Source organism: Bacillus sp. BD48 (genome assembly GCF_046566805.1).
GTDB lineage: Bacteria > Bacillota > Bacilli > Bacillales > Bacillaceae > Bacillus > Bacillus safensis.
This window is the reverse complement of sequence record NZ_JANGFM010000001.1, coordinates 199,452-214,012: the sequence shown is the minus strand read 5'-3', so window position 1 is coordinate 214,012 and position 14,561 is coordinate 199,452. Positions and strand designations below refer to the sequence as shown.

Here is a 14,561-nt window from a genome sequence, read left to right as displayed (position 1 = left end):
AAAAGGAGGAGACATATGTGGCTACTGCAGCACCTATTTACCGAAACAATTATTTAAACTGTTCTCAATTAACGATTGCAGCCATGCTTCTTAGAAAAGGGATTGAAATTGATAGGGTTTGGAGGCAGGCAGGCCTTGTTTATAGACCTCAAGACCAAGGGTTTGTTTTGATCGGTTCCTTTAAACATTTTCGCGAGGATATTCTCCATCATAATGGCATTCATTTAGAAGAAATTTTTTACACAGAAGAGGAATTAGACCTGTATATCAACCGTGTGTTTAAACAGCATCCAAGCAGAGGGACTGTCTCTGTCTCCTTAGATATATTTGAATTACCGTACTGTCCGTTTTACGAAAGAGAACATGGGTATCACACATTGGAAGTACTTGAGGTAAATGATGATCATGCAGTGGTCAGTGACCATGCTTACTCCTATCATGGCACATTGAGTAAAGACCATTTGATGAAAGCTGCCCGCTCTGTATATGAACATACACCTCGAACCGAGAATCGTTATAAGTGGATCAAACATGTGGAACTTCAGAAAGAACCGGATGTGCTGGTGATATTAAAGGAGCATGCAGCCATATTAGAAGGAGCACCGCCGCATTTTGATTTGCCTGGAGCTGTCACAGGGCTAGGTGCTATTACAGTCATTCAAAGGGATTATATTGATAGTATCAAAGACAATGAAAATGGAAATTTATTAGACAATGTTTATTTTGAAGGATTAAAGGATGTGGCCAACTCTAGAAAACATATGGTGACATTCTTATCTTCTTATGAAAATGAGCTTTTACATCCCCTTATTCAAGCGTTTGAAGATGCTTATCAAAGCTGGACAGTGCTCGCCAATTTTACGGCTAGAGTAGGCCTCAGTAAAAATCCTCGCAGTATGATAGACAGGACGGCGAATCGGTTTCAAAAAACATTAGAAGTGGAGACCCGCCTGCTTACAGAACTAAAAGAGGTGATTCAAAATGAAGACCTATCAAACTCTCTCTCTTCATGATTATGTCAATAACAGAGGCATCACATATCAAAATGAATATGACAAAGGCCAATTAACAATTGGCGGAGCTTCTTTGCCGGCTGAGTTAATCATGAACGTGCAAGATCCTATTATCGAAGGGATTCCTTTTCAGTTCATATATCAAGATCAAGGAGACAATATTGAATTAGAGGGACAGTCTCTTCGTTTTCCGCCACTTGAAGCAGAAGCGCTTCATGTCGTTGGCTGTTCATCCAATGGCAATCTTTACGAAGAGATTTCATTATTACGAGACGGGTACGTTGTCTGTGAGACTCGGCTTTCATTAACGGATGTGATTGAACGTGAACCTGCATTTCATGATCGAGCGGCATATGCATTTGATTATATTCATACGGTATCCGGCATTAATCATCATTTGACATCAAACCTATGGCTTGATTCGCTCACCTTTTCGCAAAAAGTAGTTTTTGATGAAATTCGCTTTCAAGATAATCCATTTATGCATATTTTCGCAATGACGATTCAGCAGTCAGATCATTAATGGAAGGGAGCCATGTCTATGTGCGGCATTGCAGGCTATTGTCATTTTAACCAAGCACCACTTGATCCTCACATCCTACTGAAGATGAAAAACGCACTTGCTGTGCGTGGACCGGATGATAGTGGTGTATATCAAGATGACTCAGTTGGTCTGGTTCATACGCGGCTTTCCATTATTGATATTCAATCTGGGCCGCAGCCAATAACAAATGAAGATGATTCTATATGTGTGATTCTAAATGGAGAGATTTATAATTTTAAAGAATTAAGAGAGAAATTATGGAATAAAGGCCATTTGTTTCGTACAGAGACAGATACAGAAGTGCTTGTTCATGGCTATGAAGAATACGGGATTTCCTTTGTTGAGCAATTAAATGGAATGTTCGCAGCTGCGATATGGGATAAAAAGAAGAAAGCACTTTATTTGTTTAGAGACCGGTCTGGGATTAAACCGCTGTATGTTTCAGAATGCCGCGGAGGGCTTATTTTTGGTTCGGAAATGAAGGCTCTTTTTCAGCATCCAGACATACAAACTGCTATTGAGCCGGACGCTGTTCTTAGTTATTTATCCTTCCGTTATTCGATCGGCGAGCAGACTTTTTTTCAAGGCATTCAAAAATTACCCCCAGGTGTCATCTTGAGAATAGATGAAACAGGCATCACAAAAGAGACCTACTGGCAATATCCCCTCCCAGCTGACGGGATCGATCGGGGAGAACGTTATTATCAAAAGGAATTGTTTGAATTAATTCAAGATAGTGTGCAAAAACAGATGATGTCTGATGTGCCTGTGGGAGCTTTTTTGAGCGGGGGAGTGGATTCGACTTCGATTGTCGCTTTGATGTCCAAATACAAAAACGAGAATATTCATTGTTTTTCGACCAGCTTTGAAGAGGAAGGCTTTTCTGAAGAAAGCTATGCCAAACTCGCGGCAGATCAATACAATGTCAAGCTTCACTCACATCGAATGAGTGAAGAAGAGTACTTTCAATTATTGCCTGAAGTTGTGAAGCGAAGAGATCATCCCCTTTCTATTCCTCATGAAGTCGCTTTTTACCATATGTCACGGGAAGCAAAAAAGCACGTGACGGTAGTTCTATGTGGTGAAGGAGCGGATGAATTGTTTGCAGGTTATGGACGTGTCTTTAGGAGTCCAGCAGATTGGCGGAAAATTTTATGGCTTCAAAAAAACCGAAAACTATCCTCCATCCTTTCGAAGGTATTATTTGAACCATCCTTTCAGCACGAGGTGCATCAAATGATCCACCTTGAAGGTGAGATGGATCATTACAAAAAAAGGTATGCATGGTTTACTGCTGGCGAAAAAGAGCAGCTTTTAAGTCGTCACGCTGATTCAATTGATCCTCCTGACTCGCACATGAACCAGTTTATTGCCCGTTGCTTTCAAAAGATGGAGGGTGCGTCGTATGAAAATAAACTCCTCTATTTATTTCAGCAGATTCATTTACCTAATCTGTTAGACCGGCTTGATATGATGACGATGTCACATGGACTAGAAGCGCGTGTTCCATTTCTTGATCATCGCATCATCCAATTTGTCAATGACATGCCCTTCAAATATAAGCTTCCTTATAAAGGACTGCCTAGCAGGCTGCAAGCATTTTTTCAGTCGAGTCTCAAAACGAGTGAGGTACAAGACATTCCGAAATATATGTTAAAAAAGACAATGGAGCAAACAGTGGATAAGCGTATATTATATAGAAGAAAAATGGGATTTCCGGTTCCAGTGTATCATTGGATGGGCAAAAGGATGAAAGAAATCGAAGAGAAGCTTCTTGATCAACAAAGCTTTGCAACAGAACTGTTTCAAAGAAAGCCACTAGAGCAATTTTTACGAAATCATTCGAATCAGAAAAACAAAAATGGAGCGGATCAAAAAGTCTGGATGCTTTACAACTTGGAATTATGGCATGATCACTACATGAAAGGGACGCAGCTTTCTCTCCAAACGAGTCATTAAAGAGATCCGGTCTATTCTCCTTGTCTGCTGCATATATGATACGGAAGGGAAGTGATGCGATTTTGAGGCTGAGTGAACTGTCGGGAAAAGAGATTGTCGATATTAAAAGAGCGGAGCGGCTTGGCGTGCTTGGACAAACTGACCTTGAAATCAATGAACAGGACGGTCAAATTACAGCACTCATTATACCTTCCGTGAAGTGGTTTGGCTTTCGAAAACAAGGAAATGACATCCGCGTCCCGTGGAATCACATTCAAAAAATAGGATCAGATATGATCATTCTCGATGTGCCTGAAGAACTTCAGCCGCACGGAGAAAAAGAGCACCCATAATAATGGGTGCTCTTTTTCTTTTCTCTCTCTGATTCGTTCACAGGCTGAATCCTCTCCTCATATGCTGAAAGGGAGATTCAGAAAATATTACAGACTTTTTTAAATAAAGAAGGTGAACGGTCAGTATGTTGAGCGGTTTAACGGTTGCGGTGATCGGGGGAGATGCAAGGCAGCTTGAAATTATTCGCAAGTTGTCACAGCAGCATGCCAAAGTGTTTTTGGTCGGATTTGATCAGCTGGATCATGGATTTATTGGTGCTGAAAAGCTGAAAATGTCTGAACTTCCATTCGAACAAGTAGACAGTATGATCCTGCCGGTATCAGGGGCAACGGATGAAGGCGTTGTTGCTACTGTTTTCTCAAATGAGCAGGTCTTGCTGGAAGCAAAATATTTAGAAAGAACCCCTGCCCATTGTACCTTGTACTCAGGTATTTCAAATACGTACTTAGACAATCTGGCAAAGCAGGTGAACCGGAAGCTTGTGAAGCTGTTTGAGCGAGATGATATTGCCATATATAACTCTATTCCAACAGTTGAAGGGATTATCATGATGGCCATTCAGCAAACGGACTATACAATTCACGGGTCTCATGTCGCTGTTCTCGGACTTGGAAGAACAGGACTCACGATTGCCCGCACATTTCGGGCACTAGGGGCAGACGTAAAAGTAGGGGCGGCAGACACAGCACATTTAGCGCGGGTCTTTGAGATGGGGCTTCATCCATTTTCAATGGATCGGTTAAAAGAAGAAGTAACGGACGTTGATATTATCATCAATACCATTCCAAGCCTTGTATTAGATTCATCTGTCATCGTCAGCATGACACCAAAGACACTCATTTTGGATATCGCCTCCCGCCCAGGTGGAACAGACTTTGACTTTGCACAAAAGCACGGAGTAAAGGCACTTCTTGCACCAGGACTCCCGGGGATTGTTGCACCAAAAACAGCAGGACAAATCATTGCAAAAGTGCTTTCCGGGCTTTTATGTGAACTTGCGGAGGAAAAAAGGGGGATGGAATCATGACATCATTAAAAGGGAAAAGAATCGGCTTTGGTTTAACAGGTTCCCACTGTACGTATGAAGCTGTTTTTCCGCAAATCGAAGCGCTTGTAAAAGAAGGGGCAGAGGTGCGTCCAGTGGTGTCGTACACGGTGCAGAGCACGAATACGAGATTTGGAGATGGAGCCGAGTGGATTGAGCGGATTGAGAAGCTGACTGGATTTAAGGCGATTGACTCAATCGTTAAAGCAGAACCGCTCGGACCTAAGCTGCCGCTTGATTGTATGGTCATTGCTCCTTTAACTGGAAACTCAATGGCGAAATTTGCAAATGCCATGACAGACAGTCCTGTTTTAATGGCTGCTAAAGCAACCATTCGAAATCATCGTCCTGTTGTTTTAGGTATCTCAACAAACGATGCGTTAGGCTTAAATGGTACAAATCTGATGAGACTGATGTCGACAAAGAATATTTTCTTTATTCCATTTGGCCAGGATGATCCATTCAAAAAACCGACCTCGATGGTCGCAAACATGGATCTGCTATCTCAAACAGTAGAAGAGGCGCTCCAGCATAGACAAATTCAGCCGATTTTAATTGGACCAAACGAATAATAGTTTCACTAGAAAATCATGAAAGATTCAAAAAAGATGCTTCAAGCCTTGCTTTTCTATGGTAAAATAAAATGTAAAAAGTCATAGGATGGCCATCCGAAAGAAAAGAATCATGGATGGGTCGGAAGGAGTTTTACTGATGGGAAGAGGATTGCATGTAGCTGTAGTTGGAGCGACTGGAGCTGTCGGTCAACAAATGTTAAAAACACTAGCTGACAGAGATTTTGAAATGGATACACTTACTCTACTATCCTCAAAACGTTCTGCTGGAACAAAAGTGACATTCAGAGGTCAAGAGTACACTGTTCAGGAAGCAACACCTGAAAGCTTTGAAGGAGTGAACATTGCATTATTCAGTGCTGGAGGAAATGTTTCCAAGGCGCTAGCTCCTGAAGCAGTCAAACGAGGTGCGATTGTTGTAGACAACACTAGTGCTTTTCGTATGGACGAAAACATCCCTCTTGTCGTACCAGAGGTAAACGAAAAAGATTTGCATGATCATCAAGGGATCATTGCAAACCCTAACTGTTCAACGATTCAAATGGTAGCGGCATTAGAACCGCTTCGTCAGGCGTATGGAATGAAAAAAGTCATTGTCTCTACGTATCAAGCAGTATCAGGTGCGGGACATGAAGCCATTGACGAACTATACAGCCAATCACAAGCCATTTTAAATAAAGAAGATGTAAAACCAGAAGTCATGCCTTATCAAATTGCATTTAATGCGATTCCGCAAATTGATAAATTCCAAGACAATGGGTATACATTCGAAGAAATGAAAATGATCAACGAAACGAAAAAAATCATGCATATGCCAGAGCTGGAAGTAGCGGCAACATGTGTGAGACTTCCAATTGAAACAGGTCATTCAGAATCTGTCTACGTCGAACTAGAATCAAATGATGCAACAGTGGAAGACCTCAAATCAATTCTAAAAGATGCACCGGGAATTACGCTGCAAGATGATCCGTCTCAGCAAATTTATCCAATGCCTGCAGATGCTGTTGGGAAAAATGACGTATTTGTCGGCCGCATTCGGAAAGATTTGGACCGTCCAAACGGGTTCCATATGTGGATTGTATCTGATAACCTGCTTAAAGGCGCTGCATGGAACTCTGTTCAAATTGCAGAAAGCTTAAAAGCATTAAAATTAGTTTAACATTCAATGGATGATGAGGACGAACAGAAGAGAGTTAGGCATCTTTCGCCTGCTCTCTTCTGTTACGTCAGAATGAACTTGGAGTGAAAACAGTGAAAATAATTGTCCAAAAATTTGGCGGTACATCTGTCAAAGATGATCAAGGTAGAAAAAGGGCACTTGCACATATCTTATCTGCAAAAGAGAAAGGCTATAAGTCGGTTGTCGTCGTTTCTGCAATGGGACGAAAAGGCGATCCCTATGCGACAGATACGCTGCTCAGTCTGCTTTACGGCAGCGCGCAGAACATGACAAATCGAGAAAAAGACTTGCTTGTTTCCTGCGGAGAGAATATCTCAGCTGTTGTGTTTTCAAGTATGCTGAATGAAAACGGGCTAAAAGCTGTAGCGATGACTGGAGCTCAGGCGGGCTTTGTGACAGATAAGGAGCATACAAGTGCGAAAATTATTGACATGAAGTGCGAACGTCTGGAGGCAGCACTGTCTGAACATGATGTTGTCGTTGTCGCTGGGTTCCAGGGAGCTGCGAAAAATGGAGACGTGACAACAATCGGACGAGGTGGCAGTGATACGTCCGCAGCTGCTTTAGGTGCTGCATTGCAGGCAGACTTTATTGATATTTTTACAGATGTAGAAGGCGTTATGACAGCAGATCCCCGCATTGTTGAAAATGCAAAACCGCTGAGAGTCGTGACATATACGGAAATTTGCAACCTCGCATATCAAGGGGCAAAAGTCATTCACCCGAGAGCTGTCGAAATTGCAATGCAGGCAAAAGTACCAATGAGGGTGCGTTCAACATACTCTGATGATGAGGGCACACTCGTTACATCACACTACTCAGATAAAATGAGCCATGATGTGTACGACCGCCTCATTACGGGTATTGCACATGTCAATGATGTGACGCAAATCAAAGTCCCTGCAAAAGAAGGTCAGTACAGCGTACAAACAGAGGTTTTCAAAGCAATGGCAAACGCACAAATCAGTGTCGACTTCTTCAACATCACACCGAGTGAAATTGTGTATACAGTGACAGGTGCAATGACTGAAAAGGCAACGTCGATCCTAAAAGATCTTGGCTATACGCCAATTGTGACAACAAATTGTGCGAAAGTATCAGCTGTTGGCGCAGGCATTATGGGTGTACCGGGTGTCACATCTAAAATTGTATCGGCTCTATCTGAGCAAAACATTCCGATTTTACAATCGGCTGACAGTCATACGACCATTTGGGTGTTAGTGAACGAAGAAAACATGAGAGCGGCTGTCAATGCCCTGCATGAAGTGTTTGAACTTTCAAGATAAATGTGATTGAATCATGATGAGGTGAAAAAAATGAATTTCGGAAATATCGCAACAGCTATGATTACACCTTTTGATAAAAAGGGCAACATCGATTTCCAAAAGCTATCAATTCTCATTGATTATTTGTTAAAAAACGGCAGTGACTCTTTAGTCATTGCAGGGACAACAGGCGAATCGCCAACTTTATCGAATGAAGAAAAAGTTGCTCTTTTTCAGCAATCGGTCAAATTAGCAAATGGTCGTTGTAAAATCATTGCAGGAACAGGCAGTAATAATACAAATGCGTCTATCAAACTAACGAAAAAAGCAGAAGAAGCGGGCGTTGATGCAGTGATGCTTGTCGTACCTTATTACAACAAGCCATCACAGGAAGGCATGTATGCACACTTTAAAGCAATTGCCGAGTCTACATCTCTTCCTGTCATGCTTTACAATGTACCAGGAAGAACGGCTGCGTCATTAGCACCAGAAACAACAATTAAGCTTGCACAAATACCAAACATTGTTGCCATCAAAGAAGCAAGCGGCGATCTTGATGCCATGACAAAAATCATTGCAGAGACGCCAGAAGATTTCGACGTCTATTCAGGGGACGACAGCTTAACACTTCCGGCTGTATCTGTTGGTGCAAAAGGAGTTGTCTCTGTTGCGTCTCATATCGTAGGACTAGATATGCAGCAAATGCTGAAAAGCTATGCTTCAGGCCAAACAGCCAATGCAGCATTGATCCATCAAAAACTGCTTCCGATCATGAAACAGCTTTTCTCAGCGCCAAATCCAACACCTGTCAAAACAGCCCTTCAGCTGAAAGGACTAGACGTCGGATCTGTTCGTCTTCCGCTTTTGCCTTTGTCAGAAGAAGAGAGACTGAATTTAAGCAGCGTTTTAAACAGCTGATCAAAACAAAAGATTTCGTAAGCGGTCATTCTCAGATGTCCCTGAGTATGACCGTTTTTTATACATAAACACTTTCTTAAAATGTGACTTCATCTTGTTTTCTAAAATTAGATTCAGTTATAATAGCATTAAGCGATGATGGACGGGCTTGAGACTAGGAGGATAAGAATTTTGAAAAAGAAAAATACAGAGAACGTAAGAATTATTGCACTCGGAGGCGTTGGAGAAATCGGGAAAAACCTATATGTCATTGAGATTGATTCGGACATATACGTGGTAGATGCAGGTTTAATGCATCCAGAAAACGAAATGCTAGGCATTGACGTCGTCATTCCTGATATCTCTTATTTAACAGAACGTGCTGATCGGGTGAAAGCAATTTTTCTTACCCACGGACATGATGAAGCAATCGGAGGCGTATTCCATTGCTTGAGCAAATTGTCTGTACCAGTCTACGGAACGAAGCTGACCCTTGCGTTACTTCGAGAAAAATTAAAGCAGTATGGCTTCAATCAAAAAGCTGATTTGCGTGAGGTACATGCGAAATCAGTCATTACTTTTGAAACAACAAAAGTCTCATTCTTTAGAACGAATCACAGCATCCCTGATTCAGTTGGGATCAGCTTCAAAACCTCTCTTGGTTCAATCGTATGCACAGGTGATTTTAAATTTGATCAAACCCCAGCGCTTAACCAAGCCTGTGACATCGGAGAGATTGCGAAAATTGGAAACAACGGCGTTTTAGCACTACTTTCAGACAGTGCAAATGCTGAAAAACCAGGCTATACACCTTCTGAGGCGCTCGTCCAAGACGAAATCTCAAATGCGATGTACAGTGCTGAAAATCGTGTGATTGTTGCTGTGTCTTCATCTAATATTAACCGCGTGCAGCAGATCATTAATGCAACAAATCAAAATGGCCGTAAGCTTGCCGTTGCAGGGAAGAATATGATGACAACCCTTCAGCTGGCGATCAAGCTTGGTTATGTTACAGCAGACGAAGAATTATTTGTACCCGTTCAAGAAGTGAAGAAAATGGCGAAAAACGATGTGGTCATCCTGACCGCTGGAAGCCACGGAGAGCCGCTTGCTGCTTTAACAAAAATGGCGAAGCAAAATCACAAACAGCTTCATATTGAAAAAGATGACACGGTTGTGATTGCATCTACACCTCTTCCTGGACAAGAACTCACATACTCTAAAACAGTGGATTTCCTTACAAGAAGCGGAGCACAAGTCATTTTTGCGCAAAAACGAGTGCATGTATCTGGACATGGCTGCCAAGAAGAGTTAAAGCTGATGCTGAACTTACTAAAACCGAAGTATTTAATTCCGGTGAATGGCGAATATCGTATGCAAAAAGCACATTCTCGTATTGCTGAAGAAGTAGGCATGAAACGCAGTGACATTTTCTTGATTGATAAAGGAGATGTTGTTGAGTTTAGAGGACAGAATGTCAAAATCGGTGAAAAAGTTCACCAAGGAAACATTTTGATCGATGGACTTGGCGTTGGTGATATCGGAAACATTGTGCTGCGCGATAGACGCCTATTGTCTCAAGATGGCATCTTGATTGTTGTCATCACGCTTGATAAACAAAAGAAACAATTAATTTCTGGACCTGAAATCATCACAAGAGGATTTGTCTATGTCAGAGAATCCGAAGAGCTCATTGTGAAAGCAACAGAAATGGTCAAAGGGATTGTCAAAGAGCAAACGGAAAATTCAATTGTTGAATGGTCAACACTGAAACAATCCATGCGCGATGTACTCAATCAATTCCTATATGAAAAAACAAAACGTAAGCCGATGATCATTCCAATTATTATGGAAGTGTGATGAGAAAAGCCCAAAGAGTATTAGCTCTTTGGGCTTTAGATTGTTGACAAAGTGCTAAAATGAACTTTATTTTAGCACTTTGTCTTCTTTTTAGCGTGATAGAAAACCTTTGCAGTCTAGAAAGGACGAGCACCGAAGCGCAGGACTGACAACGAATGCGAGGGTTTGTCTACACGCTAAGCCCAAGGAGCATAAGCTCTTTGGGCTTTTTTGATGTGGCGTGAGGAATGCGGATGGAATATGGCCTACTTGTTCATAATAGGAGAAGAGTTTGATGAAAGGATGGAGACAAATGGACGAAAAGAATGAACAGCAGCCTGAGCGAAAGCCAGAAGAAAAAGATAGCATTATGAGCAAAATACAGCAGCTTGGTGAAACAGCCGTTCCGCAGCTGCCGCAAGATACAAATATCCATTGCCTCACCATTATTGGACAAATTGAAGGCCATATGCAGCTTCCACCGCAAAATAAAACAACCAAATACGAACATGTCATTCCACAAATCGTAGCAGTTGAACAAAACCCTAAAATAGAGGGCCTTTTGATCATCTTAAATACAGTAGGAGGAGATGTTGAAGCGGGACTTGCGATTGCAGAAATGCTTGCTTCTTTATCGAAACCAACTGTCTCGATTGTGCTTGGCGGCGGCCACTCTATAGGTGTCCCGATTGCTGTATCGTGTGACTATTCGTATATTGCAGAAACAGCCACAATGACGATTCATCCTGTGCGGTTAACAGGTCTTGTGATTGGCGTTCCGCAAACCTTTGAATACTTAGATAAAATGCAGGAAAGAGTCATTAACTTTGTCACAAGCCACTCCAACATTACAGAAGAGAAGTTTAAAGAGCTCATGTTCTCAAAAGGCAATTTGACAAGGGATATCGGAACAAATGTCGTTGGTCATGAAGCAGCGGAATACGGACTCATGAATGAAGTTGGCGGCGTAGGACAAGCGATTAAAAAGTTGAACGAACTGATCGGAGACAGGGCATCTCAAAACGAGGGGCTGATCCAATGATTTTATATACGCCTATGCCATATGAAGCCATTTACGCTGAGGAACAGGGAGAACGTAAACTACAGCAAGTAAATATTCAAGGTGTGCCAGTGATGGTTGAAATGAAAGAAGATGAAGCAGAAATCGTTCAAGTCATGAGTACCAATCCAATGGATTTTCTCAATCAAGAGCTTGCACCAGGCAAGCGATTGAAGTTACATTTAGGCACCAATCAAACCGACTCATATGAATGATTCTATGCTATAATAAAGGGAAAACTTACAACAAGATGCAGCCAAAACCAGGCTGCTTTCTTTCTGATCTTTCGGTAGGTTATATTTTCTTTCGTAGTAAGGTGATGAGTATGGCTAAAAAGAGAAAACGGAAAACGAGAAAAAAACAAAATAAACAGCTAAAACTGAAATATGAATTAAATGGGTTAGTCTGTATTGCCATAGCGATCATTGCCATTTTACAGCTGGGCGTTGTTGGACAAACCTTTGTACATCTATTCCGATTCTTTGCAGGTGAATGGTTCATTCTCTGCCTTATCGGATTATTTCTTTTTGGTGTGACGATTTTCTGGAAAAAACAGATCCCAGATATTTTGACGAGAAGAAAAGCAGGTCTCTACTGCATCATTGCGAGTATCTTGCTTTTGTCACATGTGAAGCTCTTTCAGCATCTTTCATCTGCTGGCGTCATTGGCTCTCAAAGTGTGATTAGAAATACATTTGAGCTCTTCTTGATGGATATGAAAGGTGAAACAGGGTCGCCTGATTTAGGGGGCGGCATGATCGGAGCCGTCTTGTTTGCTGCTTCTTATTTCTTATTTGCGCAAGCAGGCTCGCAAATCATGGCGATTGTTCTGATGCTGATTGGAATTGTCCTGATTACAAACAGATCCCTTCAGGAAATGGTGAAAAAAGTGACGATTCCTGTATCACAATTTATGGTGAAGCAGTGGAAAGCGTTTGTTGAAGATATGAAAGGAATCAGGCAGGCGAAAAAGAGCGCCTCCTCTCAGAAAACAAGTGAAAAGAAAAAACGTTCACGCATTCAAGAAGAAGACGAGGATGATCTGATCTTGATCGAAGAGGAAACGCCGTCTTCTGATAATAGCCAGCCGATTATTTCAAGCTTTGCAGACAGAGATGACATTCTCACTCCGCCGGTTCAAAAAAAGCAGGCGGCAAAAGAGACAGATCCTCTTCAAGAATCTGTGCCAAGTGCACCAGTTCAATCAGAAACAGCCGATGAACCAAAAGAGGCGCCGCCGATGACGTTTACTGAACTAGAAAACAAAGATTACGAATTGCCGTCACTTGATATTTTGGCAGAGCCCCAGCATTCAGGCCAGCAAACAGATAAGAAAAATATATATGAAAATGCAAGAAAGCTTGAAAAAACATTTCAAAGCTTTGGTGTGAAAGCAAAAGTCACACAGGTTCATTTAGGTCCAGCTGTGACCAAATATGAAGTATATCCAGATGTCGGTGTGAAGGTCAGCAAAATCGTCAATCTAAGTGATGATTTAGCCCTTGCACTCGCGGCAAAGGACATACGAATTGAGGCGCCGATTCCTGGTAAATCAGCCATCGGCATTGAAGTTCCGAATGCAGAAATTGCCATGGTTTCATTAAAAGAGGTATTAGAATCGAAGCAAAATGACCGTCCAAATGCCAAGCTCCTCATTGGACTAGGCCGCAATATCTCGGGAGAAGCCGTGCTTGCTGAAATGAACAAAATGCCGCATTTGCTTGTAGCAGGTTCGACTGGAAGCGGAAAAAGTGTGTGTATCAATGGTATTATCACAAGCATTCTCATGAGAGCGAAGCCTCATGAAGTGAAAATGATGATGATTGATCCGAAAATGGTTGAATTAAATGTATATAACGGCATTCCGCACCTTTTGGCGCCTGTCGTAACAGACCCTAAGAAAGCCTCGCAGGCACTTAAAAAAGTAGTCAGCGAAATGGAACGCCGCTATGAATTGTTTTCTCATACGGGGACAAGAAATATTGAAGGGTACAATGATTACATTAAACGAATGAACCAAACAGAAGAAGCGAAACAGCCAGAACTACCTTATATTGTTGTCATTGTAGACGAGCTTGCAGATTTAATGATGGTCGCTTCCTCTGATGTGGAAGATTCTATTACAAGACTTTCTCAAATGGCACGTGCTGCGGGAATTCATTTGATTATCGCTACACAAAGACCTTCTGTCGATGTCATTACAGGTGTCATTAAAGCCAACATCCCGTCCCGCATTGCCTTTAGCGTATCTTCACAAACAGATTCAAGGACGATCCTTGATATGGGAGGCGCAGAAAAGCTGCTGGGCAGAGGGGACATGCTGTTTTTACCAGTTGGTGCAAACAAGCCGGTTCGTGTGCAAGGCGCCTTTTTATCAGATGAAGAAGTGGAACATGTTGTTGATCATGTGATCACACAGCAAAAAGCACAATACCAAGAGGAAATGATTCCAAGCGAAGAAACGCAGGATCAGCTTGCAGCTGTGGAAGATGATCTATATGATGAAGCAGTTGAATTGATCATTGGCATGCAGACGGCTTCTGTTTCTATGCTGCAAAGAAGATTCCGCATCGGTTATACCCGGGCAGCACGTCTCATTGACGCAATGGAAGAGCGTGGCGTAGTAGGCCCATATGAAGGAAGTAAACCGAGAGAGGTTCTCCTCTCAAAAGAACAATATGACGAGCTCTCTTCATAAGTGAAGAGAGCTTTCCTGAAAAAATAGTAAACGATAGTATGATTATGTTAACTGGATGTCAGACTATTTATTTATTTGCAAAAACATGATATAGTTATGTTCAACTTATCTCGGAATAGAGATTTCTCATCTTATCATTTGCATTGATTAGACGGA

General features: G+C 41.9%; 13 protein-coding genes. All 13 read left to right on the top strand.

The window, feature by feature from the left end; translation table 11 throughout:
• Positions 1–17 precede the first annotated feature (17 nt).
• The 13 genes from ACLGGR_RS01080 (at position 18) to ACLGGR_RS01020 (ending at position 14,405) form a co-directional block, all read left to right on the top strand.
• Positions 18–1,013, top strand: a complete 996-nt coding sequence (locus tag ACLGGR_RS01080) for a hypothetical protein (RefSeq protein WP_410972342.1) — start codon at positions 18–20, stop codon at positions 1,011–1,013.
• Positions 982–1,536 (top strand): hypothetical protein, encoded by a 555-nt coding sequence (locus ACLGGR_RS01075; protein ID WP_410972341.1) that lies wholly within the window; start codon positions 982–984, stop codon positions 1,534–1,536. The genes ACLGGR_RS01080 and ACLGGR_RS01075 overlap by 32 nt, the downstream gene beginning before the upstream one ends.
• A 12-nt stretch (positions 1,537–1,548) precedes the next feature.
• A complete protein-coding gene (gene asnB, locus ACLGGR_RS01070) occupies positions 1,549–3,516 on the top strand; it encodes an asparagine synthase (glutamine-hydrolyzing) (protein WP_410972340.1) in 1,968 nt (655 codons plus the stop codon).
• Between the two features lie 62 nt (positions 3,517–3,578).
• A complete protein-coding gene (locus ACLGGR_RS01065; protein ID WP_073205208.1) occupies positions 3,579–3,848 on the top strand; it encodes a YlmC/YmxH family sporulation protein in 270 nt (89 codons plus the stop codon).
• Positions 3,849–3,973: 125 nt separating this feature from the next.
• A complete protein-coding gene (dpaA, locus tag ACLGGR_RS01060) occupies positions 3,974–4,876 on the top strand; it encodes a dipicolinic acid synthetase subunit A (RefSeq protein ID WP_410972339.1) in 903 nt (300 codons plus the stop codon).
• A complete protein-coding gene (gene dpaB / locus ACLGGR_RS01055) occupies positions 4,873–5,466 on the top strand; it encodes a dipicolinate synthase subunit B (RefSeq protein WP_048239799.1) in 594 nt (197 codons plus the stop codon). The genes dpaA and dpaB overlap by 4 nt, the downstream gene beginning before the upstream one ends.
• 139 nt (positions 5,467–5,605) lie before the next feature.
• Positions 5,606–6,625, top strand: coding sequence for an aspartate-semialdehyde dehydrogenase (gene asd / locus ACLGGR_RS01050; RefSeq protein WP_024424127.1), 1,020 nt, complete (start codon positions 5,606–5,608; stop codon positions 6,623–6,625).
• Positions 6,626–6,717: 92 nt separating this feature from the next.
• Entirely contained in the window at positions 6,718–7,932 is a 1,215-nt protein-coding gene (gene dapG, locus ACLGGR_RS01045; protein ID WP_142944843.1) for an aspartate kinase, read from the top strand.
• Between the two features lie 30 nt (positions 7,933–7,962).
• Entirely contained in the window at positions 7,963–8,829 is an 867-nt protein-coding gene (dapA, locus tag ACLGGR_RS01040; protein WP_410972338.1) for a 4-hydroxy-tetrahydrodipicolinate synthase, read from the top strand.
• Positions 8,830–9,000: 171 nt separating this feature from the next.
• Complete coding sequence (gene rnjB, locus ACLGGR_RS01035; protein WP_142944844.1) at positions 9,001–10,668, top strand: ribonuclease J2; 1,668 nt, start codon at positions 9,001–9,003, stop codon at positions 10,666–10,668.
• Between the two features lie 292 nt (positions 10,669–10,960).
• Positions 10,961–11,689, top strand: a complete 729-nt coding sequence (locus ACLGGR_RS01030) for a ClpP family protease (RefSeq protein WP_024424124.1) — start codon at positions 10,961–10,963, stop codon at positions 11,687–11,689.
• The gene (locus ACLGGR_RS01025; RefSeq protein WP_008344712.1) at positions 11,686–11,922 is read left to right on the top strand and encodes a YlzJ-like family protein; all 237 of its coding nucleotides are present in this window, start codon (positions 11,686–11,688) and stop codon (positions 11,920–11,922) included. The genes ACLGGR_RS01030 and ACLGGR_RS01025 overlap by 4 nt, the downstream gene beginning before the upstream one ends.
• Before the next feature lie 110 nt (positions 11,923–12,032).
• A complete protein-coding gene (locus ACLGGR_RS01020) occupies positions 12,033–14,405 on the top strand; it encodes an FtsK/SpoIIIE family DNA translocase (RefSeq protein WP_410972337.1) in 2,373 nt (790 codons plus the stop codon).
• The last annotated feature ends 156 nt before the right edge of the window (positions 14,406–14,561 follow it).